The sequence below is a fragment of the Cryobacterium sp. M91 genome (genome assembly GCF_002929615.1).
In the GTDB taxonomy this organism is placed as follows: domain Bacteria; phylum Actinomycetota; class Actinomycetes; order Actinomycetales; family Microbacteriaceae; genus Cryobacterium; species Cryobacterium levicorallinum.
The window spans coordinates 38,958-63,752 of sequence record NZ_PJJT01000090.1; the positions used below are offsets into that span (position 1 = coordinate 38,958).

Sequence of the window (24,795 nt, forward strand, 5' to 3'; positions counted from 1 at the left end):
TCACCCCTACGGTTGATGTCGAGCGGATGGCGCATCCGTTTCACGCGCTTTCGAGAAAGTCTGCAATGGTTCTGGTGATTCTGCGTCGCATCGGTATCTTCGCGACGACGGGTATCGTGGCGTCGATCGTGACCTTTCTGCTGCTGGCTATTCTGCCCGGAAACGCCGCGCGCATCGCCCTGGGCGTGCAAGCCACCGAAGCGGATGTTGCGGCTCAGGCCACAGCGATGGGTCTGGACCGCCCAGCGGTTGTGCGTTACCTGGACTGGATCGGGCACGTGCTCGTCGGCGATTTCGGTACCTCCACCGTGTCGCGTCAGCCGATCGGCCCCGACATAGCGGATGCCCTCGGCATCACGGTGATCCTTGTGCTGACCAGTGTCGTTCTGGCGCTGTTGTTCGCGATTCCGTTTGGAATTTTGACCGCGATCCGGCAGCGGGGACCGGACGGCGCGATTTTTTCGGGCATCAGCCAGATCGGTGTTGCCGTGCCCGGGTTTCTGGCCGGGCTTCTGCTCGTCACCGTCTTCGCCGTGACGCTGCGCTGGCTTCCGGCGGGCGGCTGGGTTGATCCGGCGGACGATTTCAGTGGCTTCATCGAGCACCTGATTTTGCCGGCGATCGCCCTCGGCAGTGTGCAGGGCGCCGTGCTCAGCCGTTATGTGCGATCGGCGGTTCTCGACGTCATGCGCGACGACTTTATGCGCACGGCAAGGGCCAAGGGCCTCGGAACAGCGCGCGCCCTCTTTCGGCACGGGCTTCGCAACGCGGCCGTTCCGGTGATGACCGTGCTTGGCCTGCAGATCGCCACCCTGCTGATTGGTGCCGTGGTGATCGAGCGGGTGTTCAGCATTCCCGGCCTGGGCAGCCTGCTGCTCGACAAGGTCGCACTGCGCGACCTGCCCGCAGTGCAGGGCATCGTGCTAGTGCTCGTCGTGTTCGTGCTGGTGCTGAACTTTCTCGTCGACCTGGCCTTCACGGTGATCGATCCGCGACTGCGGAGCGAGTCATGACCGCCATCAGGCCCGCGAAATCTTCTCGTCGTGCGGTTCGTGGTGGCGACGCAACGCTCCGGGTCGGCCTCGTGCTGATCGGTCTCGTTGTGCTGGCCGCCGTCGTGTCTCTGTGGTGGACGCCGTTCGACCCGGAAGGGGTCTTCTCGGACTCGATCCTGCTGCCGCCCGGCGCGGAACACCTGCTCGGCACCGACAGCTTCGGGCGTGATGTCTTCAGTTCCCTCCTGCGCGGCGCTCAGATCTCCCTGCTCGTGGGCACCGTCGCCGTTTCAATCGCGGCCGTGCTCGGCGTGCCGTTCGGCATCGTGGCCGGCATGAATCCGGGCCGGCTGGACCAATTCCTGATGCGCGGCAACGATATTTCCCTGGCTTTCCCGGCCCTGTTGCTTGCGATCATTTTCGGTGCCATTTACGGCGCCGGAACGGTCACCGCGATGGTCGCGCTCGGCATCGGCACGGCACCCGCGTTCGCCCTCATCTCCCGCAGCGGAACCCGGCAGATCATGAGCCGCGAATACGTGCTGGCCGCGCGCGCCGCGGGCAAGAACGGCCTGTTCATCGGGGTGCGGCACGTTCTGCCCAATATCAGCGGCATGCTCATCGTTCAGGCCTCGGTCTCGTTCGGCATCGCGGTGCTCGCCGAGGCCGCGCTGTCCTACCTCGGTCTCGGCACGCCCCCACCCACGCCCTCGTGGGGCCGCATGCTGCAGGATGCCCAGGGCTACCTGTTCATCGAACCGTTGCTCATCGTCTGGCCGGGGATCGCTATCGCCATCGCGGTGCTGGGCTTCAACCTGCTCGGTGACGGTCTGCGCGATCGCTTCGACCCGCGCATGCAGGTGAAACGGTGACCGCGCCCGCCCTCAGCGCGACCGACCTGCGGGTCAGTTCGCCCTTCACCGAGCTGTTGCACGGGATCAGCTTTGATATCGCCGCCGGCGAACGGGTCGGCCTGATCGGGGAATCCGGGTCGGGAAAGTCGCTCGCCGCGACATCCGTTATGGGGCTGCTGCCCGATACCCTCACGGCCACCGGTTCGGTGCGCCTGGGCGGCGTCGATGCCAACCTGCTCACGGCTGGCGAGCGCCGCCTGAACCAGGTGCGCGGCAACACCATGGCGATGGTCTTTCAGGAGCCGATGACCGCCCTGAATCCGCTCATGCGGGTCGGAGCTCAAATCGCTGAAATCATGACGGTGCACCGCACCCAACCCAGTCGGCGACAGGCCCAGGACCGTGCCGCCCTGCTGCTGGCCCAGGTCAAGCTGCCCGACCCGGCCCAGGCGGCCCTCGCCTTTCCGCATCAGCTCTCCGGTGGTCAGCGCCAGCGGGTTTTGCTCGCCATGGCCATGGCGAACGACCCGCAGCTGCTGCTCTGCGATGAACCGACCACGGCCCTCGACGTCACCGTGCAGGCCGAGGTGCTGGGGCTCATCGGGGGTTTAGTGGCTGACCGGGGGTCCTCCCTGCTCCTGATCACCCACGACATAGCCGTGGTCGCGCAGGTCTGCCAGCGGGTGCTCGTGATGCACCGGGGGACGATCGTCGAGGAGGGGCTGGTGGGGCAGGTGTTGGCCGCGCCGCAGCATCCGTATACGAAGAATCTCATTGCGGCCGCCGATCTCTCCGCGGTCGACGACCGAGGCCGCCTGCGCACGCTCACGCGCACGCCCACGTCCGCGCCCCGGACACGAATCGCACCCAGCCGAACCGGACCCAGCCGAATCGAAGCGGATGCCGCGTCGCCGGTGATCCAGCCGCCGCGCCGCGCCGCCCACCAGCGCCTTGAACCCGGAGGCCCTCCAATTATCTTCAACGAGGTGGCTGGCGAACCCGCCATTTCGGTGCGCAACCTGAGCCGGCAGTATCGGCGGAACGGCGGCCGTCTGCTCGCCCCGAAACAGATCGTGCACGGCCTGCGCGACCTGTCCTTTGACGTGGCCGAGGGGCAACGGCTGGGCATCATCGGCGAATCAGGGTCCGGCAAGTCCACCCTGATGCGCATCCTGTGCGCCCTCGACCAGCCCAGTTCCGGCACGGTCGACGTGCTCGGTCAACCGCTCGGGGGAACCTCTGAACGGCAACTACGCGAGTTTCGCAGGCAGGTGCAGATGGTGTTCCAGGACCCGATGGGGTCGCTGGATCCGCGCATGAAGGTGCGCGACATCGTCGCCGAACCCCTGCAGCAGGTCGGTCGGGCAGAGGCTCGAGCCCGGGTTCAAGCCCAGCTGGCCGCGGTCGGACTCGACGCCGACGTGATGGACCGGCATCCGCACCAATTCTCCGGAGGCCAGCGACAACGAATTTCCATCGCACGAGCGCTCATCACGAGGCCGCGGGTTCTGGTCGCCGACGAAGCGGTCAGCGCCCTGGACGTGTCGGTCCGGGCCCAGGTGTTGAACCTGCTCGCCGAACTCGTCGACCAGTACCGGCTCACGCTCGTGTTCGTCTCGCACGATCTCGGCGTCGTCCGCCACCTGTGCGATACCGTGGCCGTCATCTCCGACGGACGTATCGTCGAGTGCGGCCCCACCGGCGATGTCTACGACCGGCCCCTGCACCCGTACACCCGAAAGCTGATCAGCGCGACACCGTCGATGCCCGACCTGGTCCGGCGCCGCGCCACCTGACCTGGCAGGCTTCGTCGACCGGAGCGCTTCGGCGAGCCGACCCCGCTCGCGACCTGTAACCTTGTACAGTCCCGCCCCCGTAGCTCAGTGGATAGAGCACCGGCCTTCTAATCCGTGGCTCTAACTCGCGGATCGCAGTCATAGCAAGGAAGTTTGGCCTAGGTGGGCCTTTAGGTGGGCCTAAACGTCCCGTTTGACGGGTTAACCTGGAACAGACAAAAAGCCCCACCACGCCCACCTGACGGTGAGAATGATGGGGCTTTGGTTATGAGGTCAGATTGCGTACTTCGGGTCGTCAGCGCTGAGCTCATCAACCCAATCCGCCAAATCCTGATGACGGATGATCGGCTTATTGCCGACCCACCGCGCCGGAAGGCTTCCGTGGATGACCGCACCGCGCAATGTCGTCACTGACAGGCCGCATGCTGCGGCGGCGGCTTGCATGGTGTAAGCGATAGGTGCAGGAGCTACCGTGATGTAGGTAACACCAAGAGTGGCCGGCTGAGGTTCTTCGAGGATGTTCATACGGTCTCTATGCGCAGACCCCAAAATCGGCTGGAGGTGAGCGACATTCACACACTCGTTTACGACAAAAACTGCCAGTCCGCCCCTCGAGGGGCGGACTGGCAGTTTTTGTTCAGCTGTTCTGCTTAAGTGCTGCGCGTGGGGTCCTCGGCACAAGCGCTGCTATCCACTACGCCGACGATCGGCCGCACGATGATCAAGGGGAACCGATTTCAGCGCGCGAACGCTTTGATGGTCTCTATGCCGACTGCCGAAAATCGGCTATACGTGAGCGACGCTCACAGGTACGGCTCTTGTACCTGAGCAGGTCCGTTCAAATGCCCGGTATCCACCATCCCCAGGTGCTTCAGCGCAATGAGCGTCTGTGTGGCTGACCCGTCCTGAAGCACCAACGTATTTCCCGCCACCGAGATCCGTGTCGATCGCGATTTTCCGCCGCCGCATTTTTGCACCAGCAGAAGAGGTATGCTGCATGCCCATACGGACCCACGCCCTGGCGCTCGCCCGCGTTTGCTAGCCAGGAGCCGATCTCGCTCCCAGGCCGGCGCATCTTCATAACTCCAGCTGCCGGCGAGTACAGCCGCCTCTATCAGCCCGAGCTGAGCTGCTTCGGCAGCTCCCACCAGGTAGTCGTATCGGGCTACGGAACGCTCGGTTTCGGATTGTAGGTCTGCGTAGCCGTCGATAATGCTGCCGAGCAGTGTTTCTGTTGAATCCGAGATCCGGAGTTCATCGTCGGCCAGCATGCCGGTCAGGTAGTAGATGGAGGCCATGGTTGGTTCATGCGCGGCGGTGTTGCGGTCGTCAGTGTTATTAGGGATACAGAATCACTTTTGGGGGAAACATGCCGCTCATTCCACAGCAAGCTGTCATCGTCGTCTCAGGCACGATCACCAACCAGATCATGGCGGAGTTCGACCGGCGCCTGAACGACTACCCGCCGGTGAGGATCGTTTCACTGTCGGAATCTGACGTGTGAAGTTGACGACCTTCGCCGTTTGCCGTCGTTGGTCGAGAGCACTGATTCTTGGGACTTCGCCTGCGCCGGGGCGGGGTTCCCCGAGGGTGGCGATGGTGCCAGCTTGGTGGCTATGGACAGCGATATCGATTAGCCCGCGGCCGTGCGGCGCTAGTTGGCGTTCAGTCCATTTTCGCGGCTGTTGAGTGCCTTCTTCCAGAATGCTTCGCGCTGCAGGATCGTGTCGTCGCGGGTCTTCTTGTCGAAGATTTCGAGAATGGAGTATTGGAAGTGGTTCACGATGTGTTCCGGTCCGCGCTCCTTTAGGAGTGCCTCGAGTTTGTTGTTCCCGCCGGTGAGCTTGTTGACATTCGCGTAGGCGGTCCATCTCTGCCATAAACCGTCTGCCTCTCCGGATGCTGACCCGACGTAGAGGAGTCCGTCGCTGGTGTCCGTAATCACGTAGACCGCTTTGATGTTCGACAGTGCGTTTCGCCAGGATGGCTCAGCATTCTTGATGATGCGCTGCATCTCGCTGTGGCGAAGGAGCACGTTCTGGTAGCCGGGGAACGCTCCTAGTTTTGTGTCGGGTGCGAGCTCATAGATGATCGGTTTGATGAGGCTCGTTTGTAGCGTTTCATACCAACGCAGGTATGACTGACCAGGCGGAATGTCGAGCTTCACAATTAACCGCCTGATGTACTCCGAATGCTGAAGCATCGGCGTGAGGACGTAACCGGAGCCTTTGTTAATCTTGGGAATGACGAGCCGTGTCTCGAAGAGGCCGCCGAATATGAAGAAGTTGGGCCCATAGAGCGGGTATTGGGCGAATGCTAGAACGAAGTCTGCCTCGTCCAAATTATTGTTCGAGTTCCCCTCTGCGCGGTACCTAGTCATGTTTAACCAGGGCTCTTGGTCTTCGCTTTGCAGAAGTTCCCATGCGGGAACGCCATCTGCGCCGGCTCTGATGTTGAACTTGACTTTCGTGCGCGCTGGAACGGGGACGGGCAGAAAATCGATGAATTTGATCACAGGCGCTTCCGGGTTGAGATGATCTCTAATGATCTGAGGCTATTGCCTTGCGGCCTGGCGCCGAAGTTGAGCCGCCTCAACGCGACTGCGATAGCGGATCCCCTCAGGGACAGTATTGGATTCGTCCGACTCGGCTTCAGGCCATCCATCGTCTCGTCCGAAGTGCCTCGCAACCCATGGGTTGAAAGACGGCAATAGCCTCGAATTCTTGTCCCGTAAGACGCACCTGAGCGGGATTTCCTTACGGGCGGGGTAAACGCGACAAGTTTGCTCAGGCGGGCGGCGCCACCCAGTCTCGGCGGGGCTATTCCCGTTGGAGGTCCGGCTTACGGGATAGGCATCTTCTCGGCCCGTGGAACGGCGTATACATGACACGTGGAAGCGGTGGGCGCTTCTCGCCGACAGTGTTAGGTGTTTGACGCGCGGCTTCCAGTCAAGCCGGTCGATGTTCTTTATGCTCACGTGGAAGGCTGAAAGCCTGCCGGTGGCATTGCACAGTTGTCGGGGTGTCGCCTCGATCGATAGTCGTATGCCGCGGCTAGTGCCCGCCGCCGAGGTTGCCAGCGAGACGGTTGTGCAGCTCATGGCTGGCCTCGTTGAGGCCTTCGATGACGACGTGCTTGTCGTGCTGCTCGTACTTATAGGTGATGGCATCGAGTGTGGCGACGGTCGAGGCATCCCAGATGTGTGACGCCGAGAGGTCGATCACGATGCGGTCGGGGTCGTCGGCGTACTCGAACTGGGTCATCAGGTCGTTGCTCGAGGCGAAGAACAGCGCCCCGGTCACCGTGTAATAGGCGGACGGCACAGACTGGTCGAGTTCAACCGTGCGTTCCACCCGGGCCAGGTGGGCGACGCGGCGCGCGAACGCGACCATCGCCACGATCACACCGACGACGACGCCGATGGCCAGGTTGTGGGTGAGGACGATGACGATGACCGTGGCGATCATGACGGTGGTCTCGCTCTTGGGCATCCGCTTGAGCGTTGACAACCGGATGCTGTGCCAGTCGAAGGTCAGATACGACACGATGATCATCACGGCGACCAGGGCCGCCATGGGCACGACGGCGAGCACGTCGCCGAGGCCGAGCACCAACACGAGCAGAAAGATGCCGGCCAGGAAGGTGGAGATGCGGGTGCGGGCGCCGGAGGCCTTGACGTTGATCATGGTCTGGCCGATCATGGCGCAGCCGCCCATGCCGCCGAACAGGCCCGACATGACGTTGGCGACGCCCTGACCCCAGGTCTCGCGGGTCTTGTTGGAGTGGGTGTCGGTGATCTCGTCGACGAACTTCGCGGTCATCAGCGACTCGAGGATGCCGACCAGGGCCATGCCGAGCGCGTAGGGGGCGATGATGGTGAACGTCTCCCAGTTGAGCGGGATGTTCGGGAAGAACAGCTCAGGAAGGCTCTGGGGCAGCTCGCCCTGATCGCCGATCGTCGGTACGTTGATAGCCATCAGCACGGTGACGGCGGTGATGACGACAATCGCCACGAGCGGCGCGGGAACCACCTTGGTGATGCGGGGCATGACGACCATGATGATCAGGCCGACGGCGACGAGCGGATAGACCAGAAAGGGAACGCCGAGCAGCTGCGGCAGTTGGGCGGTGAAGATGAGGATGGCGAGGGCGTTGACGAAGCCGACCATGACGCTCCGCGGGATGAACCGCATGATCTTGGCGACGCCGATCACACTCAGCACAATTTGGAAGACTCCGGCGAGAATGACGGTGGCGATGAAATAGTCAATGCCGTATTCCCGCGCTACGGGGGCGATAACGAGCGCGATGGCGCCGGTCGCAGCGGTGATCATGGCGGGGCGCCCGCCGACGAAGGCGATGGTCACGGCCATCACAAACGAGGAGAAGAGGCCGACGCGCGGGTCGACGCCTGCGATGATCGAGAACGCGATCGCCTCGGGAATGAGCGCCATGGCCACAACGAGACCGGCGAGGACTTCGCGGGTGAGCAGGCGGGGCGTGCGCAGCGCGGTGAGCACCGAGGGTTCCGCTTTGTATCGGTTGGCTGCAGCAGATTTTTGAACGATGGCCATGTGGCCTCCAGGAACGGGACCTCAGGGAGAAGCCAGATGGATGGGAGTGGCGATTGGGGCGCCGGATTCACGCGTCTCACCACTGGGGGTGCGGCGTGATGAGAGTCGACCCGAAGGAGAATATGTGGCCCGTCGAAACACTCAACCATCACAACCTTACCTCAACGTAAGGGTTTGACGCCCTTCGCGCACAAATAGGTCGGGCCCCGCTACGTGGCGGGGCCCGACCTGTTCCGGCTATGAAGCGGGGTGGGTTAGTGACCCGAGCCCATATTTCCGGCGAGGCGGGCGTGCAGGAGACTGCTGGATTCGTTGAGTCCCTCGATGGTCACCACCTTGTCGTGGCGCTGGTACTTGTACTTGATGTCGTCGAGGGTAGCGACGGTGGAAGCATCCCAGATGTGCGAGTTCGTCATATCGATGACGATGCGGTCCGGATCGTCGAGGTAGCTGAACTGGGTCTTCAGATCGTTACTGGAGGCGAAGAACAGGGCGCCGGTGACCGTGTAGTAAGCGACGGGGCCGGTCTCGTCGACGGTGAGGCTGCGTTCAACTTGGGCGAGGTGGGCGACGCGTCGGGCAAAGGCGACCATAGCGATGACGACGCCGATGACGACGCCGACTGCGAGGTTGTGTGTAGCGACGACGGCGACGACGGTGACGACCATGACGGTCGTCTCGCTCTTGGGCATGCGCTTCAATGTTGAGATGCGGATGCTGTGCCAGTCGAAGGTCAGCACGGACACGATGATCATCACCGCGACCAGGGCGGCCATGGGCACGACCGCCAGTACATCGCCGAGGCCGAGCACGAGGACGAGCAAAAAGATGCCGGCGAGGAAGGTGGAGATGCGTGTGCGGGCACCGGAGGCCTTGACGTTGATCATGGTCTGGCCGACCATTGCGCAGCCGCCCATGCCGCCGAAGAAGCCGGAGAGCATGTTGGCAACGCCCTGAGCCCAGGACTCACGGGTCTTGTTGGAGTGGGTGTCGGTGCTCTCGTCGACGATCTTGGCGGCCATCAGCGACTCGAGAATTCCGACCATCGCCATTCCGAAGGCGTAGGGAGCGATGATCGTCAACGTCTCTAGGTTGAGCGGGACGTTGGGGAAGAATAGCTGCGGAAGCGTCGTGGGCAGTTCGCCCTGGTTCCCAATGGTGGGGACATTGATCGATACCACGACGGTCAGTACCGTGAGTACGACGATGGCGACGAGCGGCGCGGGGACCACCTTGGTGAAGCGCGGCATGACGATCATGATGATGATGCCGACCGCGACGAGCGGGTAGACCATGAACGGGACGCCGAGCAGTTGCGGCAGCTGCGAGGTGAAAATCAGGATGCCGAGGGCGTTGACGAATCCGACCATGACACTGCGGGGAATGAATCGCATGATTTTGGCGACGCCGATGAAGGCGAAGATGATCTGGAAGATACCCGCCAGGATCACGGTGGCGATGAAGTAGTCGATGCCGTAATCCCGCGCGACCGGGGCGATCACGAGCGCAATGGCTGCGGTCGCACCGGTGATCATGGCGGGGCGGCCACCGAGAAATGCGATCGACACGGCCATGATGAAGGTCGAAAAGAGGCCGACGCGCGGATCGACGCCGGCGATGATAGAGAACGCAATCGCCTCGGGGATGAGGGCCATGGCCACAACGAGACCGGCGAGCACTTCCCGGGTGAGGATGCGCGGTGTGCGCAGAGCTTTCATCACGGTGGGATCGGCTTTGTACCGATTTTTTTCCGTGGTTTTTTCGATGATGGCCATGGGGCCTTCCTGGAGCGGGACACACGAGTGGTGTCAAATGAATAGAGAAGTGAATGTGGGCGCCCCATCGCGCACCTCCACCAGTCATCAGGGACAATGGTGGGAGAGTGGGCTCACATGACAATGTCAGCCAACTACTGCAACACTACTCTAACGTTAGGGTTGATTGCTAATCCGTTCGAGAAAAGGTATCAACTATGACTTCCCAAGCCACCACGGGCACCATGCACATTGGAGAGCTCGCCGAGAAGACCGGCCTCTCACTGCGCACCATTCGTCACTATGACGAAATCGGGCTGCTCAAGGCCTCCGGTCGTACCGAGGGTGGTTTTCGCCTTTATACGCAGGAAGATCATTCTCGGCTGATCTTGATTCGACGGATGAAGCCGCTGGGGTTCTCTCTCGAAGAGATGATGGCGCTGTTGAAGATCATCGACACGCTGCAGGGCGGCGTGGCTGGTTCGGACAATCCGGATGTCCGCGCGGAGCTTGACACCTTCATTGCACAAGCGGTTGAGCGTCGGCAAAAACTCCAGGACCAGCTGGGAATGGCCGACGAGTTTCTTGAGGTTCTGCGCACTCAGTAGGGCCGGGCGGTCGCGCTAGGTGCGCTGCGGCGGTCGCACGAAGAGGGCGACACCGATGATGATTACGGGAATAAGTGCCAGCGCCAGCGCAGGCGTGGTGAAGCTGCCGGTCAGGTCGAACCCGAGCGAGAGCGCGACCGGACCGAAAGCCGTCGACGCGAGGCCGATTGCCGTGGCGACTCCACGGATATTGCCAATGTGTGCCAGGCCGTAGTAGCGCACGTATGAGGCGGCTTCCATGCCGCGCAGGCTCCCTCCGGCGGCACCAAGAACGAGGCCGTAGACGATGGCCGCCACTCCGCTGCTCACCCACGGCAGCATAACGAGAGCAGCGGCTAGCGTCACCATGGAAAACACGATGAAAACCTTGGGGCTGACCCGGTCGACGAGGCTGCCCGTGAGCAGGGTGGCTAAGATCCCGGTCACGGTCTGCGGTAGAAAGTTCGCCGCCGCTTCTAACGGGGTCAGGCCTTGGGCGCCTAAAATGGCGATTTGGTGAAACGCCAGCGCCGTTGTCAACATGCCCGACGTTGCCAGGCTTGCAGCGATGACCCAGAACATGCCCGATCGGATGGCCTCCGGCAGTGTCCACGATTCTTTCTGAATGGTGAGTTGAGCCGTGGAGGGGGTCGATTCCGGATCGACGGCAGGGGCGCGCTTGGGAAAGACCAACGCCAGCGGAATGACCACCACAGCCACAAGCACCGCTTCCCACCGCCACGCATCGTAAATACCCACGGATGCGATCAGTCGCTCCACAAAGATCGGTGCTAGTGAGATGCCGGCCGAACCGATGGCACTCGCAATGCCGAGGGCCAGCCCGCGCCGATGGTGGATGGCCCGGGCAACCGCGGTGGTCGCGGCCAGGGTAAGCGCGCCCTGGCCGGCCATCCGAACACCGGTGAAGCCGGCGGTGAGTCCGATGATCTCGCCAACGAAGCTGAAGGCCAGAAGGATGACGGCAAAGCTAAGGCCAATCACGACCGTGACGGACCGTGCTCCCCATCGATCCAACGCCCGCCCAACAAACGGCTGCACGGACGCGCCAACGAGCGTGCCAATGAGATAACTGAGCGAGACATCCGTTCGCGACAGTCCCAGGTCGGCAATCAGGGGATCTGTGAACACGGAGAGACCGGCAGTCTGGCCGGGGGCCGTCATGACCGAGATCAGCCCAGCGGCACCGATGAGGGCCAGCCAAGACCACGAGATTCGCGGACGTGGACGCGGCGCTGCCGTGCGGTCGGACGGCGCGGGGGAATGTGGTGTAGGAGACGACACGGAAGCTTTCACAAGAATGGGGCAGACGGCGCGCCAGCAGTGCGCTGGCTGCGACGTGGGAAAAGAGCGCATCTGGAAGGTTCGAACAGCTTTCGAACGGTGAGCGACACGCAAACCCACCTACACTCTACTCTCACGTGAGAGGAAGGTGACCGATGATGGATAGGAAATTGCCGTCAATTCATACTCTTCCCTTACGTTACGGTAGAGTTGCTGTAAGTGGTTGACAGGAAACTACTTATGCGGTCCCTGACCCGATCGCGGCCCCAACTTTCCCCGTTCTAGGTTCCCGAGAGGAGCACTCCATGTTCATTCATCCCCTCGCTCGTACCGACCAGCACCTGATTCAGGATTTCATGCTGACCAAGATCACCCTCCTGCTGGCCCGCCATGCGGAACATGCGGAGTGGGAATTCGAACTCACCGCAATGGACGACAAGTCCCGCGAAAGATCGTCGCAGGGACACGCATTCCTTTTCATCTACACCGTCGCGCGATACTACGTCGCAGTCACCCGCGCCCATGCGGAATTCAACACCTCCGAGACCGGTCCCGATCGCGACGAGTCAACATTTCTTGGCGACTTCATCGATGCTGTCGCCAGCAACGACCCCACACGAGCATTGACACGGTGGTTCTCCACCGACTTCAGCGCCGAAACAGATATCGCCGCTCCGGCAATTCGACAACTCGCCTTTGACCTTCTCGACCGGCTCACCGTGCCGGCGCCGGACTTCATTGCCAGCGACGTGGCCGACTTCCTGCCGGACCCGTACGAATCTGACCACTCCGTGGGCTGACGCCCGCGCCCCAAGAAGAGAGCTCCATGAGTACCCATCCACTGTCCTTTGCCGCACCGCCCGCACTTCCTGCGCGCGGCCTGCGCATCATCCCGCTCGGCGGTCTCGGCGAAATCGGCCGTAATATGACCGTGTTTGAGCACAAAGGCAAACTGCTCGTCATCGACTGCGGGCTGCTGTTCCCCAAAGACATCCAGCCCGGCATCAACGTGATCTTGCCCGATTTTTCGATCTTGCGTGACCGGCTCGACGACATCGAAGCCATCGTCCTCACCCATGGCCACGAGGACCACATCGGCGCCGTGCCCTATCTGCTGAAGGAACGCGGCGATATTCCGGTCATCGCGTCTAAGCTCACCCTGGCTTTCGTCGGGGCAAAATTTCAGGAACACCACCTGCATCCCCCGGTTGTTGAAGTCAAGGAAGGCGAACGCCGCTCTGTTGGTCCCTTCGACCTTGAATTCCTGGCCGTGAACCATTCCATCCCCGACGGGCTCGCTATTGGTATCCGCACAGAAGCCGGGCTGGTCGTGCACACTGGCGACTTCAAAATGGATCAGTTCCCCCTCGATAACCGGCTCACTGACCTGCCGGGTTTCGCCCGGCTTGGCGACGAAGGCATCGACCTGCTGCTGATCGACTCGACCAACGCCGTTGTGCCTGGATTCACGACACCCGAAGCCGACATCGGTCCCGCCATCGACACCGTGTTTCGTACCGCGCCACGACGGATCATTGTTTCCAGCTTCGCCAGTCACGTCCATCGCATCCAGCAGGTGATCGATGCGGCGGCACGCCACAAGCGCAAGGTCGCCTTCGTTGGTCGATCCATGGTGCGCAACATGGGCATGGCTGCCGAACTGGGGTATCTGCACGTCCCGAAGGGATTGCTCGTTGACGTCAAGGCTCTGGAGCGGATGAAGGACGACCAGGTTGTTCTTATCTGCACCGGCTCGCAGGGAGAGCCGATGGCGGCTCTGGCCCGTATGGCGAACCGTGAACACACCATCCGGATCGGTGAGGGCGACACGGTTCTTCTGGCCAGTTCGGTCATTCCCGGAAATGAGAACTCCATCTACCGGGTCATCAACGGGCTCACTCGCTGGGGTGCCAACGTCGTGCACAAGGCCAACGCCAAAGTCCATGTGTCCGGGCACGCCAGTGCGGGTGAACTCGTCTACTGCTACAACGTGATGCGCCCCACCAACGTGATGCCCGTGCACGGTGAATGGCGCCACCTCACCGCCAACGCGGATCTGGCCGTGCGCACCGGAATCAGTAAAGACCGCGTTCTCGTCGTCGAAGATGGCATCGTGGTCGACCTGGTCGATGGCCGCGCCACCGTTGTAGGGCGAGTACCGGCCGACTACGTACTGGTCGACGGCATGACCGTCGGAGGAGACGCAACAGAAGCGATGGAAGATCGTCGACTCCTCGCAGAAGACGGTGCCATTACCGTTCTGGGCATTCTCAACACTAAGACGGGACGCCTGGCCGAACCAGTGGAATTCATCGCCCGCGGCTTCAATCACGATGCCGACTGGGCAGCCAATGCCGCACAGATCATCGACAAGGCCATAGCCGCAGAAACCCGGAACAGCGCTCTCGACGGAGCAGCCCTCGAGCGCATCTTCTCCGAGAGCGTGACCCGATGGATGCAACGCAAGTATCGGCGCAACCCGGTGATCACGGCGGTCGTCGTTGACGCCTAGCGCTTAGCGGGAGCTACGAACGCGATCGGCCCGGCACATCACGTGTGCCGGGCCGTTGCTATGCTCGCCGGCGGCTCACCTTCCGCGGCGTTATCGTCGGGCTGCGCCCTCGACGGACTCCATCTCGACGGACGGGCTGAGGTTCTCCAGCACGATATCCGGGAACTCCCGAGCGACAGCCTGAAACCGCCAAGGGGTGCTGAACAGGGCCAAGAGGGTGTTGTCGGATCGAGTGAGCACCTCCACCTGGCGCAGCGACCCCAGTCTGCCCGCGCTTGCTCGATCGGTGCGGCGCGCGACTTGGTAGGGCAACGCCTCCATGCGGATATCAGCACCAAAATCGTGCGTCATGCGTTCCTCAACGACATCGAACTGCATCGGACCCACGGCCCCGAGTACCGGAGCCTGGTCGCCCCGCAGGTCAGACCGCATGACTTGAATGACCCCCTCATGGTCGAGCTGATCGATTCCACGACGGAATTGCTTGTGCTTGCTGGTGTCGGCGGGGCGTACGGCACGAAAATACTCGGGGGCGAACACCGGCAGGGGCGGGTATTCGACGGGTTCGGAATCATAGAGTGAATCGCCCACCCGAAGAGAGGCTGCGTTGATCAACCCAACGATATCGCCGGGCCAAGCCTGCTCCGCCATGGTGCGTTCCCGTCCGAACATCTGTTGCGCATATTTCGTGGCAAACGGACGGCCGGTCGATGCCTGCGTCACAACCATCCCGCGGTGGAACATGCCCGAACACACCCGCACGAATGCGACGTGGTCACGGTGCGAGGCGTTCATGCCGGACTGAACCTTGAAGACAAAGCCGGAGAAGTCACCGTTGACGGGCCGTTGTCGACCGGTGATATCTGCCCGGGCCAGTGCGGGCGGAGCGGATTCCACGAGAGCGTCCAGCAGCTGGTGAACACCAAAATTGAGGACGGCAGCGCAAAAAAGTACCGGCGTGGTCGTCGCGCGAAGAAAAAGTACCTCGTCGTGGTCTTGCCCTTCGGCATGGAGCAGTGCTGATTCTTCGGCAGCATTAGTCCAATCCGGACCGAGTTCCGCAGCAGCGGCCGTCGCCGTGGTACGAGCTTCAATGGCAGCGGTCGCGCCTCCTGGAGTTCGGGTGAAACGCACAAATCCGGGGGATTGTCGATCCAGAACTCCGTGAAACTCGCCGGCGAGCCCGACAGGCCAGGTGAGCGGTGTGGGCACGAGCCCGGTGCGGTCGTGGATCTCGTCCATGAGATCCAACGCGGACTTTCCGGGTCGATCCCATTTATTGATGACCGTGATCACGGGCAGGCCGTGTTGTCGGCACACCTCAAACAGTTTCATGGTTTGCGGTTCGAGGCCCTTGCTGGCATCGACGAGCATCACAGCGGCATCAACAGCGGAAAGGACCCGGAAGGTGTCTTCGGAGAAATCGGCGTGACCGGGGGTGTCAACGAGATTGATCACGGTGTCGCGATACTCAAACTGGATAGCGGCGGACGTCACGGAAATGCCGCGGGCCTGCTCCATGGCCATCCAGTCAGACACGGTGCCCCGCCGGCCGGCTTTGCCGTGTACCGCACCCGCCCGATCGATCGCGTGCGCGTGCAGCAGGAGTGCTTCGGTCAGGGTGGACTTGCCGGCATCCGGGTGAGAAATAACGGCAAAGGTGCGCCGTTTGTGGGCTTGGGCGAGGATGTCGAGGTTAGAGACGGTGGGGGTGGTTTGATGCGTCACGGTGTTCCTGTCTGAGCGTGATCACGAGGCGGGCGCGGTGGAGTCACAGACTCCGCAGCAGTTCGACGAATCCGCTGGCTACGCGAACCTGTTCGCGCAGTGAGCATTCACGCGCTTCGATATCGCTGATCAGGATGGAGAGTTCGCGCCGGATTGTTGACACCGTCGCGTCCGGGTCGGAGTCGACCAGATCAAGTGTCGCCAAGGCGTCCTTGATTTCCGGATGGGTGAGAGATAGTGCTCGGAGGCTGCGGATGATGCGTGCCCGGTCGAGGTCGGCCGGGGCATAGATCCGGTAGCCGGACTCGCTGCGCCCTGACGCTTGCAAAATGTGGATCTCGTCGTAGTGCCGCACGGTGCGCTGGGAGAGCCCAGTCCGTTCGGCGAACTCACCGATAAGCATGAATGCCACCTCGTCTTGTACGGGAATAATCGTACATCTCTACTCTAACGTAAGAGTAGAGTTAGTGGTAATAGACATGAGGCATATGACCAACGCATATCTGAACCACCCGTGGACGCGATACGTCGCGCTCGGCGACTCCTTTACCGAAGGCATCGGTGACCCCGAGCCAGAGAGTGTGGGCGGGAATCGAGGCTGGGCCGACCGGGTCGCCGAGGTACTCAGTGACGGCCAGCCGGACTTCAGCTACGCGAACCTCGCCGTGCGCGGCAAGATCTTGAGCCAGATCAGCGACGAACAGGTGGAACCGGTGCTACAGCTGCGCCCGGATCTCATCACCATCTCCGCTGGCGGTAATGACGTGATTCGTCCCGGTGCCGACCCGGATGATATCGCGGCTCGGTTCGATGATGTTATCTCGCGTCTGTCCAGGTCCGGCGCCACGATCGTCCTCTTCACCGGGCCCGACCTCGGGTTCTCACCATTTTTTCGGGGCATGCGGGGAAAAGTCGCGATCTACAACGAGAACTTGCGTTCTGTGGCAGCACGGCACGGCTGCCTGGTCGTTGACCTCTGGTCACTGACGGCCATCCGGGACGCGGGTATGTGGGCTCCGGATCGGTTGCACTTCAACTCACTGGGTCACCACACGATTGCACGCAGCGTTCTGAGCGCGCTCCGTGTCGAGAACTCATTGCAGCCATCCCAGATCGACCCGTTGCCGATGCCGTCCTGGCGGAGCGCACGAACCAGCGATGTCGCGTGGGCGCGCACCTATCTGGTGCCGTGGGTTTTGCGACGTGCTCGGCACCAATCCTCGGGCGATCACGTTCTGCCCAAACGCCCCGAGGCCAGCCCCTTGGGCCGGACTCGGTTCTGACGCTGTCCCTGTACGGCGGCTACTCTGCGGACTTGACCGCGTGGCCACCGAACTGGTTGCGCAGTGCGGCGACGGCTTTCATCGCCGGGGAATCTTCTTGGCGAGATTCGAACCGGGCGAAGATGGACGCGCTGATGGCGGGAACGGGCACGGCGTTAGCCAATGCTTCTTCGATGGTCCAGCGGCCCTCGCCGGAGTCATCGACGTATCCTTCGATACTGGCCAGGGTCGGATCCTCCTCGAGTGCCTGAACTAGGAGCTCGAGCAGCCAGGACCGGACGACCGTTCCGCGTTGCCATGCCTTGAACGTTCCGGGAACATTTTTGATGATGTCGTCCCGCTTGGCGAGCAGTTCGTAGCCCTCGGCGTAGGCCTGCATGAGGGCGTATTCGATGCCGTTGTGCACCATCTTGGCGTAGTGACCGGCACCGACCTCGCCGGCGTGCACGAAGCTTTCCTCGCGCGGGCCGGCCGGACGCAGGGCGTCGAATACCGGCATGAGCCGGTCAACGGATGCCGCGCTGCCGCCGACCATAAGCGCAAAACCGTTCTCCTGGCCCCAGACTCCGCCGGAAACGCCGGCGTCGATGTAGTCGATTCCCTTCTCAGCGAGAAGGGCCGCGTGCACGAAATCGTCGCTGAAACGGGAATTACCGCCGTCGATGACCAAGTCACCGGTGCCCAAGAGGACTCCGACCTCGGTGATGACGGTCTTCGTGATGGCGCCGGAGGGGACCATTACCCAGACGGTTTTGGGCGAGGGAAGGGCATCGACGAGGTCTTGGAGGGTCGCGACGTCGGTGACGTCGGGGTTGCGGTCGTAGCCGGTTACTGTCACGTTGTTTTCGCGGAGGCGGGTGCGCATGCTGGCGCCCATTTTTCCGAGGCCGATGAGGCCGATGTGCATGTTCATGGTGCTCATTTCAGTCGTGACTTGTACGGCGGAGGTGGCTTGAGGTGTGGTCATCAAACATATGCATAGGGATCGACGCCGTCGGGGGTTTGGATGTTTTCGTGCTCCCTAAGGTCTTGATCCGTAGAACTTGACGTAGACTCCAGCATAAATCAAACCTCACGTAAGGGTTGATTGACGTTTATGATGCAGCTGGACTCTGCATCCTTCAGGGCGCATGCAGAGTCCAGCTGCGAGTAAGCGAGCCGGGGTGCCGTACTGCGACCACTGATTCGTGGTGCAGTGCCCCTCCTCGTTGCGTTGCCGGGCCATCGGCAAGGATCGCGGCCCGGCAGGATTTGTCTGTTCAGGTTCTGGATCAGAGGTACGGTTCCCGCACCCGCCCGTTCCACTGAACACAACCGGCGTGGTGCCAATGCTGCGCGGGTTTCAGTTCAGGTGACCGGCGACAGCAGCATCAGCAATCTCGAAAGGTTCCCATCTCTGTGCTTGGAGGTGTGCGACGAGCTTGCGATTGCGATCGACGTGCATAGAACCGTTGTCCAGGCCGTGCTTTTCAAGTTGGTCGGCGACAGCCCGGCGGTAGTCGTTGGGTGAGGAGTTGAAGTCGACCCAAGAAATGCCAATCCTGTCGAGTGCCGCTATCTGCCAATCTTTCAGTAGGCCGTCGCGTCGTGCTTGGCGTGATTCGGTGAGAAATTCGCTTAGTTCGTGTTCGGTCATGGTCTTTGCGTGCATGGTGTGCCTTTCGTCGTGGCCTTGAAGCCAATTCGAGATTCAATTTGGTGTGGGAAGTGGATCGTATTTTCAGTCCCGTGCTTCCCTCGAGTACATGCGCGGCATGTTTCAGATTGAAAGATTTTGTGGAGGAGCTCGAATCGGTCGGAGAGTTTGTCATGCACATGGATTGCACCAGGTTGATGCCGTGGCCCACTGCTGCTTCTTCGATGACCTGTTCCTGGGCGGCCTTCGACGTGGTCACCGAGCCTCGATTAGCGGTTCAGTGGACTCGTCGTTGACCTACGAAGTGATGTTTGGTGCGTGAGTGAATATGCTCCGCGCGAGGTGTTCACAAGTCAGGCGAAGGATCGTGCCCCTGCCGACCGAAGTGGAGGGGGGTCTGTGCTGCGGTAACGTCAAAGGGAACGACTGCCATAGTCTGATTTGGGGCCCGCTTTCAGGGCCGTAGGGGGGTTCGCCTTCGCGAACGCATTCTGGAGCTTCAATGACATCAATTCACGACCTTCTCGACGAGTACGCCCAGATGGCGCGCGATACACGGGAGAAGGGCTTCCTCCTCGAACGGCTCGTCCGGGCCTATCTGACGACGGATCCCGTGTGGACGGCACGCTTTGAAGAGGTGTGGCTGTGGCAGGACTGGCCGGGGCGTGACGGCAAGGTGGACACCGGCGTCGACTTGATCGCGAAGGAACGCTATGGCGACGGGTTTTGCGCGATCCAATGCAAGTTCTATGCGCCGACTCATTCGATCGATAAGGGCGATATCGATTCGTTCTTCACGGCATCGGGCAAGCATCCGTTCACCAGTCGCATGGTGATCTCGACCACAGACAAGTGGTCGAAGCACGCGGCGGATGCTCTTGTCGATCAGCACGTGAAGACGTGGCGGGTGGGCGTCGACGAGCTCGCGCAGTCCGATATTGACTGGTCTCAGTATTCGCTGGCCAAGCCTGACGAGCTGGTCGCTCCGACACGCAAGCAGTTGCGGCCGCATCAGGAGGAAGCTCTCGCCGATGTAGCGAAGGGATTCAAAACAGCGGCCCGCGGCAAGCTCATCATGGCGTGTGGAACCGGAAAGACGTTCACGAGCTTGCGCATCGCAGAATCCATTGTCGGCGCTGGCGGATCGGTCCTGTTCTTGGTCCCGTCCATCGCGTTGTTGTCCCAGACGCTGAAGGAATGGGCGGCCGAGCGGACCCTGCCGCTGCGCGCGTTCGCGATCTGTTCGGACAACAAGGTCGGTAAGTACGCGGAAGATTACTCGGTCTCCGACCTCGCCTACCCCGCGACGACGAGCACCGCGCAGCTCTTGGGCGAGGTTGCTAAAGCGGAAACGCCCGATGGCATGACTGTGTACTTCTCCACGTACCAGTCCATTGATGTCGTCGCGAAAGCGCAGGCCGCCGGGCTACCCGCCTTCGACCTCGTCGTCTGCGACGAAGCACACAGAACAGCGGGGTTCACCCTCGAAAAGGGCGTGGAGTCGTCCTTTCTTCGGGTGCACGATGAGGGCGCGATCACGGCGACGAAGCGCCTGTACATGACGGCGACGCCGAAGATCTACGCCGACTCTGTCCGCTCGAAGGCCACTGAGAAGAATGCCGTGCTCGTGAGCATGGATGATGAAACCACGTTCGGTCCAGAATTTCATCGCCTCGGCTTTGGCGAGGCTGTGGAACGCGACCTCCTCACCGACTATAGGGTTCTGGTCCTCGCCGTCGATGAAGGCACCATCGGCGCTGACTTCCAAGAAAGCTTCGCCGTTGACGGTGACCTGAACATTCCTGATGCCGCCCGGATTGTGGGTATCTACAACGGGCTCGCGAAACGTGGTGTGTTGGGTCTCGGAACGGATGCGGCCGATCGGGCGCCGCTGCGGCGGGCTGTGGCGTTCTCGCGTTCGATCAAGGACAGCCAGAAGGTGCAGTCCATGCTCCACGGCTACGACGGCAGCTACACGAAAACAGCCGTCGTCTCGTTTCTCAACGAAACGGAACAGAAACTCGAGACCGCCGCCCCGACGCAGGATGGGCCGCCGCTGCGGTTGGAAGCCCAGCATGTCGACGGCACGATGAACGTCATGATCCGCAACCAGATGCTCGACTGGTTGAAAGCGGAAACTGACCCCGAAGACAACGTGTGCCGCATCCTCACCAACGTACGCTGCCTCAGCGAAGGCGTCGACGTCCCCGCGCTCGACGCGGTCATCTTCCTCAACTCCCGTGACAGCCAGGTTGACGTCGTGCAGAGCGTCGGCCGGGTCATGCGCAAAGTCGACGGCAAAGACTACGGCTACATCATCCTGCCCATTGCCGTCTCCGCGGATCTCACACCCGAGCAGGCGCTCAATGACAACAGCAAGTACAAGGTCGTGTGGGACGTACTCCGCGCGCTTCGCGCCCACGACGAACGGTTTGAGGCAAAGATCGAGCAGCTTGACCTCAATGGTCGAAGCGACGACCAGCTCCAAGTCATCGACGTGCGCCCCTACGACGACGGCGGAAACCCTGACGGAGGCGACGGCCCCGGCTCGGGTCCGGATTCAAGATCCACCACCATGGACTGGTCAACCATCGGCGCCGACTGGCGCACCGCCATCTACGCCAAGATCGTCGACAAAGTCGGCGAACGCGACTACTGGGAGAACTGGGCCCGCGACGTCGCCGAAATCGCCAACCGCCAAAGGATTCGCATCGCCAGCCTCGTCCAAGGCTCCAACGAGCACATCCGTGACGAATTCACCGCGTTCGTCGGCGGACTGCAAGACAACCTGAACCCGTCGATCACGGAAGAGGACGCGATCGAGATGCTGTCCCAGCACCTGATCACCGAGCCGGTCTTCGACGCCTTGTTCCAGGACTACTCCTTCAGCGCCCACAACCCTGTCTCCCAGGTCATGCAGCGCATGGTCGACGCGCTCCAGGGCAGCAACCTGCAGACCGAGACCGCGGAACTGGAATCCTTCTACGCGAGCGTGCGGCGCAGTGTCGCGGGGATCACCGACGCGGCCGGCAAGCAGACCACCATCAAACGCCTGTACGAGAAGTTCTTCTCCGGCGCATTCAAAGACACCCACGAACGCCTCGGCATCGTCTACACCCCGAATGAAATCGTTGACTTCATCCTGAAAAGCGCCGACGACGTCCTGCGCGCCGAATTCAACGGTGCCTCGCTGTCAGACGAAGGCGTTCACATTCTTGACCCGTTCACGGGTACGGGCACATTCATTGTTCGGCTGCTGCAGTCGGGACTGATCAAGCCCGCTGACCTGGTGAGGAAGTATCGGCACGAACTGCACGCCAGTGAGATCGTGCTGCTGGCTTACTACGTGGCGGCAGTGAACATCGAGGAAACCTTCCACGGCCTTGTCAAAGACACCGGCGGGGCACACGCCGGAAGCTACGGCGTCGACGGCTACGAACCTTTCCCGGGCATCGTCCTGACCGACACATTCCAGTCCGCTGAAGACGACGACCGCTACGACGCTGACGGCATCTTCGGCGACAACAACGAGCGTGCCAAGGCCCAGAATGCGCTCGACATTCGGGTGATCGTCGGTAACCCCCCTTATTCCTCCGGCCAGGACAGCGCGAACGACAACAACCAGAACCTGAAGTACCCGTTCTTGGACGCCCGGATCGCTTCGACGTACGCCGCCAAGTCAACCGCGCAGAACAAGAACAGCCTCTACGACTCCTACATCCGGGCCATCCGCTGGGCCAGCGACCGGGTCAAGGACCGCGGCGTCATCGCGTTCGTCTCCAACGGTGGATTCCTCGACGGCAACACTGCAGACGGCCTCCGCAAAAGCCTTGCTGAGGAGTTCAGCTCCCTCTATATTTTCAACCTGCGTGGCAATCAGCGCACCTCAGGAGAACAATCTCGTCGAGAGGGCGGGAAAGTCTTCGGTGCTGGCAGTCGGGCTACGGTCGCTATTTCGGTCTTGGTCAAGAATCCGGATGCCACCGAGCACGGGATCCTGTACTATCGCGATATCGGGGATTACCTCACTCGCGAGCAGAAGCTGTCGCTTGTCACCGAATACGGCAGTATCGACGGAGTCCCGTGGGAACCTATTCTCCCGAACGACGAAGGGGACTGGCTCAACCAGCGCCACGACTCCTTCAACGGATTCACCTCTATCGGGGAGAAAAGCTCTCCTGGGGGAGCAGTGTTTACGACCTATTCGCGAGGATTGGAGAGTGGCCGCGACGCTTGGGTGTACAACTCTTCGCGCGAAAAGCTCGAGGCAAACGTCGAGCGCACCATTAGCGCTTACAACTCCGAACGTCGGAAATGGGCCGAAGCGAATGCTGGTGGTGTGGTCAATACCGCGCTCGTCGATTCAGATCCGACACACATCAGCTGGACTTCGACTCTCACCGCACGCCTCCAACGCAACCAGGAACTATGCTTTGATCCGACGCAAGTCGCTGAAGCCGTCTACCGACCGTTTCAAAAGCAAAAGGTCTACTTTGACGCCGACCTCATCCACCGCCGTGGCAGTATCCCCAAAATATTTCCGGCTGCGTTGCAGGATAATCAGGGATTTTATATGACTGCGGCTGGATCCGGGCATTCTTTCTCGATTCTGGCGACGAGGGCGATCCCGGATCTGGCCCTGTGGGGCTCTGGCAGCGGACAATACTTTCCCCGGTACATATACGAGCCGCGGGGCAGTGATGCCGAGCTCGATATTTTCGGCGACAGCGATCCGTACACGCGAGTCGATAACGTTACCGAAGGAATCCTTACTGAATATCAAAAACTTTATGGCGTCGAGGTAACGAAGGATGATGTTTTCTTCTTCGTCTATGGACTGCTGCACTCACCCGACTATCGAACGACCTACGCGGCAGACCTCAAGAAGATGCTGCCGCGCATCCCGAAGCTGGCAGACGCATCCGATTTTGTGAGTTTTAGCGAAGCGGGACGCAAACTCTCGGCGCTGCACTGGGACTACGAGATGGTCGCGCCTTATCCACTCGAAATGGTGGTTTCGACAAGCCGGGCGAACGGGCAGCCTGATCTGAGTGTGACCAAAATGCGCTTCGCCGGTAAAGCCGGATCCTGGGACAAATCGACGATCCGATTCAACGATGAGATCACCCTCACCGGAATTCCCGATGCAGCCCACGAATACGTACTCGGCTCACGCTCCGCCATCGAGTGGATCATCGAGCGCTACCGAGTGAAACCAGACCTTGATAGCGGGATCGTCAACGACCCGAACGACTGGGCGGCCGAGCACGACGATCCCGAATACATTCTCAATCTTCTCAAGCGCATCGTGACGGTCAGTGTGGAGACGGTCGCCATTGTGAACGCTTTGCCGTCGTTGCGAATACTGGAGCAGGCCGCGATACCAGCCGAAGTTGTCAACGTGGGTTGATGGCGTCTTGCCAGTGCAAGGGGCGTCGAGGCAGTTTGGCAGCTGGCGTGGTTCGTGTTGGCGGTTGGATACGGTGCCATGACCACGAACGTGATCGCCATGTGCACGATCTCTCTCAGCTTCCCGCTGGCCGGCAAGCTCCGCGGCACATCAGACATCCTTGTCTCGGTAGTGCGATAGAACGTTGAGCAGCTCCTGCACCACGTCGGAGGGGGACCGCAATGCAAGAGCCTCTCAGAGCCGGGAGCCCGTTGCTCGGCCGGCAGGTGCGGCGTATGCGGCGGCCACGCCTTGTGGGTGTGGCGGTCTCGCAAAGCATGGCGATTATTACGAGCACGCGGGATGAAGCCTGAGGGCGCCTGCG

General features: G+C 61.4%; 19 protein-coding genes. 9 read left to right on the forward strand and 10 right to left on the reverse strand.

The window, feature by feature from the left end; translation table 11 throughout:
• Positions 1-65: 65 nt before the first annotated feature.
• From CXY80_RS15805 to CXY80_RS15815, 3 genes are read left to right on the forward strand one after another with little or no spacing between them, the layout of a single operon-like run.
• Entirely contained in the window at positions 66-1,013 is a 948-nt protein-coding gene (locus tag CXY80_RS15805) for an ABC transporter permease (RefSeq protein ID WP_104133030.1), read from the forward strand.
• The gene (locus CXY80_RS15810) at positions 1,010-1,867 is read left to right on the forward strand and encodes an ABC transporter permease (RefSeq protein ID WP_104133031.1); all 858 of its coding nucleotides are present in this window, start codon (positions 1,010-1,012) and stop codon (positions 1,865-1,867) included. The genes CXY80_RS15805 and CXY80_RS15810 overlap by 4 nt, the downstream gene beginning before the upstream one ends.
• Complete coding sequence (locus CXY80_RS15815; protein WP_104133032.1) at positions 1,864-3,645, forward strand: ABC transporter ATP-binding protein; 1,782 nt, start codon at positions 1,864-1,866, stop codon at positions 3,643-3,645. The genes CXY80_RS15810 and CXY80_RS15815 overlap by 4 nt, the downstream gene beginning before the upstream one ends.
• Positions 3,646-3,918: 273 nt before the next feature.
• Here the strand turns inward: CXY80_RS15815 and CXY80_RS15820 are convergent, their stop codons facing one another.
• Both CXY80_RS15820 and CXY80_RS15825 read right to left on the reverse strand, forming a co-directional pair.
• A complete protein-coding gene (locus CXY80_RS15820; RefSeq protein WP_104133033.1) occupies positions 3,919-4,170 on the reverse strand; it encodes a DNA-binding protein in 252 nt (83 codons plus the stop codon).
• Positions 4,171-4,448: 278 nt separating this feature from the next.
• Positions 4,449-4,943, reverse strand: coding sequence for a hypothetical protein (locus tag CXY80_RS15825; protein ID WP_104133034.1), 495 nt, complete (start codon positions 4,941-4,943; stop codon positions 4,449-4,451).
• A 71-nt stretch (positions 4,944-5,014) separates the two neighbouring features.
• Between CXY80_RS15825 and CXY80_RS20485 the strand changes: the two genes are divergently transcribed.
• On the forward strand, positions 5,015-5,149 hold the full coding sequence (locus CXY80_RS20485; protein WP_255411862.1) for a hypothetical protein: 135 nt from the start codon (positions 5,015-5,017) through the stop codon (positions 5,147-5,149).
• A gap of 150 nt (positions 5,150-5,299) precedes the next feature.
• Here CXY80_RS20485 and CXY80_RS15830 read toward each other — a convergent pair whose 3' ends face one another.
• From CXY80_RS15830 to CXY80_RS15840, 3 genes are all read right to left on the reverse strand, one after another.
• Positions 5,300-6,160 carry a GIY-YIG nuclease family protein gene (locus tag CXY80_RS15830; RefSeq protein WP_104133035.1) on the reverse strand — a complete coding sequence of 287 codons (861 nt, stop codon included), beginning with the start codon at positions 6,158-6,160 and terminating at the stop codon, positions 5,300-5,302.
• 538 nt (positions 6,161-6,698) lie between these two features.
• Positions 6,699-8,219 (reverse strand): SulP family inorganic anion transporter, encoded by a 1,521-nt coding sequence (locus tag CXY80_RS15835; protein ID WP_104133036.1) that lies wholly within the window; start codon positions 8,217-8,219, stop codon positions 6,699-6,701.
• A gap of 254 nt (positions 8,220-8,473) precedes the next feature.
• A complete protein-coding gene (locus CXY80_RS15840; RefSeq protein WP_104133037.1) occupies positions 8,474-9,994 on the reverse strand; it encodes a SulP family inorganic anion transporter in 1,521 nt (506 codons plus the stop codon).
• A 197-nt stretch (positions 9,995-10,191) separates the two neighbouring features.
• Here CXY80_RS15840 and CXY80_RS15845 point away from each other — a divergent pair, with 197 nt between their 5' ends.
• Positions 10,192-10,581 carry a MerR family DNA-binding transcriptional regulator gene (locus CXY80_RS15845; RefSeq protein WP_104133038.1) on the forward strand — a complete coding sequence of 130 codons (390 nt, stop codon included), beginning with the start codon at positions 10,192-10,194 and terminating at the stop codon, positions 10,579-10,581.
• 15 nt (positions 10,582-10,596) lie between these two features.
• On the opposite strand, the gene CXY80_RS15850 is transcribed toward CXY80_RS15845, so the two are convergent.
• Entirely contained in the window at positions 10,597-11,742 is a 1,146-nt protein-coding gene (locus tag CXY80_RS15850; RefSeq protein ID WP_104133039.1) for an MFS transporter, read from the reverse strand.
• 476 nt (positions 11,743-12,218) lie between these two features.
• On the opposite strand from CXY80_RS15850, the gene CXY80_RS15855 reads away from it, so the two are divergent.
• Both CXY80_RS15855 and CXY80_RS15860 read left to right on the forward strand, forming a co-directional pair.
• Positions 12,219-12,662 carry a hypothetical protein gene (locus tag CXY80_RS15855; RefSeq protein ID WP_146070752.1) on the forward strand — a complete coding sequence of 148 codons (444 nt, stop codon included), beginning with the start codon at positions 12,219-12,221 and terminating at the stop codon, positions 12,660-12,662.
• A gap of 26 nt (positions 12,663-12,688) precedes the next feature.
• A complete protein-coding gene (locus CXY80_RS15860; protein WP_104133041.1) occupies positions 12,689-14,374 on the forward strand; it encodes a ribonuclease J in 1,686 nt (561 codons plus the stop codon).
• Positions 14,375-14,464: 90 nt separating this feature from the next.
• On the opposite strand, the gene CXY80_RS15865 is transcribed toward CXY80_RS15860, so the two are convergent.
• Positions 14,465-16,102 carry a peptide chain release factor 3 gene (locus tag CXY80_RS15865; RefSeq protein WP_104133042.1) on the reverse strand — a complete coding sequence of 546 codons (1,638 nt, stop codon included), beginning with the start codon at positions 16,100-16,102 and terminating at the stop codon, positions 14,465-14,467.
• 43 nt (positions 16,103-16,145) lie between these two features.
• Positions 16,146-16,505 carry a MerR family transcriptional regulator gene (locus CXY80_RS15870; protein WP_146070753.1) on the reverse strand — a complete coding sequence of 120 codons (360 nt, stop codon included), beginning with the start codon at positions 16,503-16,505 and terminating at the stop codon, positions 16,146-16,148.
• Positions 16,506-16,590: 85 nt separating this feature from the next.
• On the opposite strand from CXY80_RS15870, the gene CXY80_RS15875 reads away from it, so the two are divergent.
• Positions 16,591-17,385, forward strand: coding sequence for an SGNH/GDSL hydrolase family protein (locus CXY80_RS15875; protein ID WP_104133044.1), 795 nt, complete (start codon positions 16,591-16,593; stop codon positions 17,383-17,385).
• A gap of 19 nt (positions 17,386-17,404) precedes the next feature.
• Here CXY80_RS15875 and gnd read toward each other — a convergent pair whose 3' ends face one another.
• On the reverse strand, positions 17,405-18,292 hold the full coding sequence (gnd, locus tag CXY80_RS15880) for a phosphogluconate dehydrogenase (NAD(+)-dependent, decarboxylating) (protein ID WP_104133195.1): 888 nt from the start codon (positions 18,290-18,292) through the stop codon (positions 17,405-17,407).
• Positions 18,293-18,727: 435 nt separating this feature from the next.
• Positions 18,728-19,021, reverse strand: coding sequence for a hypothetical protein (locus tag CXY80_RS15885; RefSeq protein WP_146070754.1), 294 nt, complete (start codon positions 19,019-19,021; stop codon positions 18,728-18,730).
• 502 nt (positions 19,022-19,523) lie between these two features.
• Between CXY80_RS15885 and CXY80_RS15890 the strand changes: the two genes are divergently transcribed.
• A complete protein-coding gene (locus CXY80_RS15890) occupies positions 19,524-24,431 on the forward strand; it encodes a type ISP restriction/modification enzyme (protein WP_104133046.1) in 4,908 nt (1,635 codons plus the stop codon).
• The last annotated feature ends 364 nt before the right edge of the window (positions 24,432-24,795 follow it).

What these genes read in the sequence shown, in the direction of transcription:
- CXY80_RS15805 (WP_104133030.1), top strand. Translation starts at nt 66, where the DNA reads ATGGTTCTGGTGATTCTGCGTCGCATCGGTATCTTCGCGACGACGGGT.
- CXY80_RS15810 (WP_104133031.1), top strand. Translation starts at nt 1,010, where the DNA reads ATGACCGCCATCAGGCCCGCGAAATCTTCTCGTCGTGCGGTTCGTGGT.
- CXY80_RS15820 (WP_104133033.1), bottom strand. Translation starts at nt 4,170, where the DNA reads ATGAACATCCTCGAAGAACCTCAGCCGGCCACTCTTGGTGTTACCTAC.
- CXY80_RS15825 (WP_104133034.1), bottom strand. Translation starts at nt 4,943, where the DNA reads ATGGCCTCCATCTACTACCTGACCGGCATGCTGGCCGACGATGAACTC.
- CXY80_RS20485 (WP_255411862.1), top strand. Translation starts at nt 5,015, where the DNA reads ATGCCGCTCATTCCACAGCAAGCTGTCATCGTCGTCTCAGGCACGATC.
- CXY80_RS15835 (WP_104133036.1), bottom strand. Translation starts at nt 8,219, where the DNA reads ATGGCCATCGTTCAAAAATCTGCTGCAGCCAACCGATACAAAGCGGAA.
- CXY80_RS15840 (WP_104133037.1), bottom strand. Translation starts at nt 9,994, where the DNA reads ATGGCCATCATCGAAAAAACCACGGAAAAAAATCGGTACAAAGCCGAT.
- CXY80_RS15845 (WP_104133038.1), top strand. Translation starts at nt 10,192, where the DNA reads ATGACTTCCCAAGCCACCACGGGCACCATGCACATTGGAGAGCTCGCC.
- CXY80_RS15850 (WP_104133039.1), bottom strand. Translation starts at nt 11,742, where the DNA reads ATGACGGCCCCCGGCCAGACTGCCGGTCTCTCCGTGTTCACAGATCCC.
- CXY80_RS15855 (WP_146070752.1), top strand. Translation starts at nt 12,219, where the DNA reads ATGCTGACCAAGATCACCCTCCTGCTGGCCCGCCATGCGGAACATGCG.
- CXY80_RS15860 (WP_104133041.1), top strand. Translation starts at nt 12,689, where the DNA reads ATGAGTACCCATCCACTGTCCTTTGCCGCACCGCCCGCACTTCCTGCG.
- CXY80_RS15870 (WP_146070753.1), bottom strand. Translation starts at nt 16,505, where the DNA reads ATGCTTATCGGTGAGTTCGCCGAACGGACTGGGCTCTCCCAGCGCACC.
- CXY80_RS15875 (WP_104133044.1), top strand. Translation starts at nt 16,591, where the DNA reads ATGACCAACGCATATCTGAACCACCCGTGGACGCGATACGTCGCGCTC.
- gnd (WP_104133195.1), bottom strand. Translation starts at nt 18,292, where the DNA reads ATGCACATCGGCCTCATCGGCCTCGGAAAAATGGGCGCCAGCATGCGC.
- CXY80_RS15885 (WP_146070754.1), bottom strand. Translation starts at nt 19,021, where the DNA reads ATGACCGAACACGAACTAAGCGAATTTCTCACCGAATCACGCCAAGCA.
- CXY80_RS15890 (WP_104133046.1), top strand. Translation starts at nt 19,524, where the DNA reads ATGACATCAATTCACGACCTTCTCGACGAGTACGCCCAGATGGCGCGC.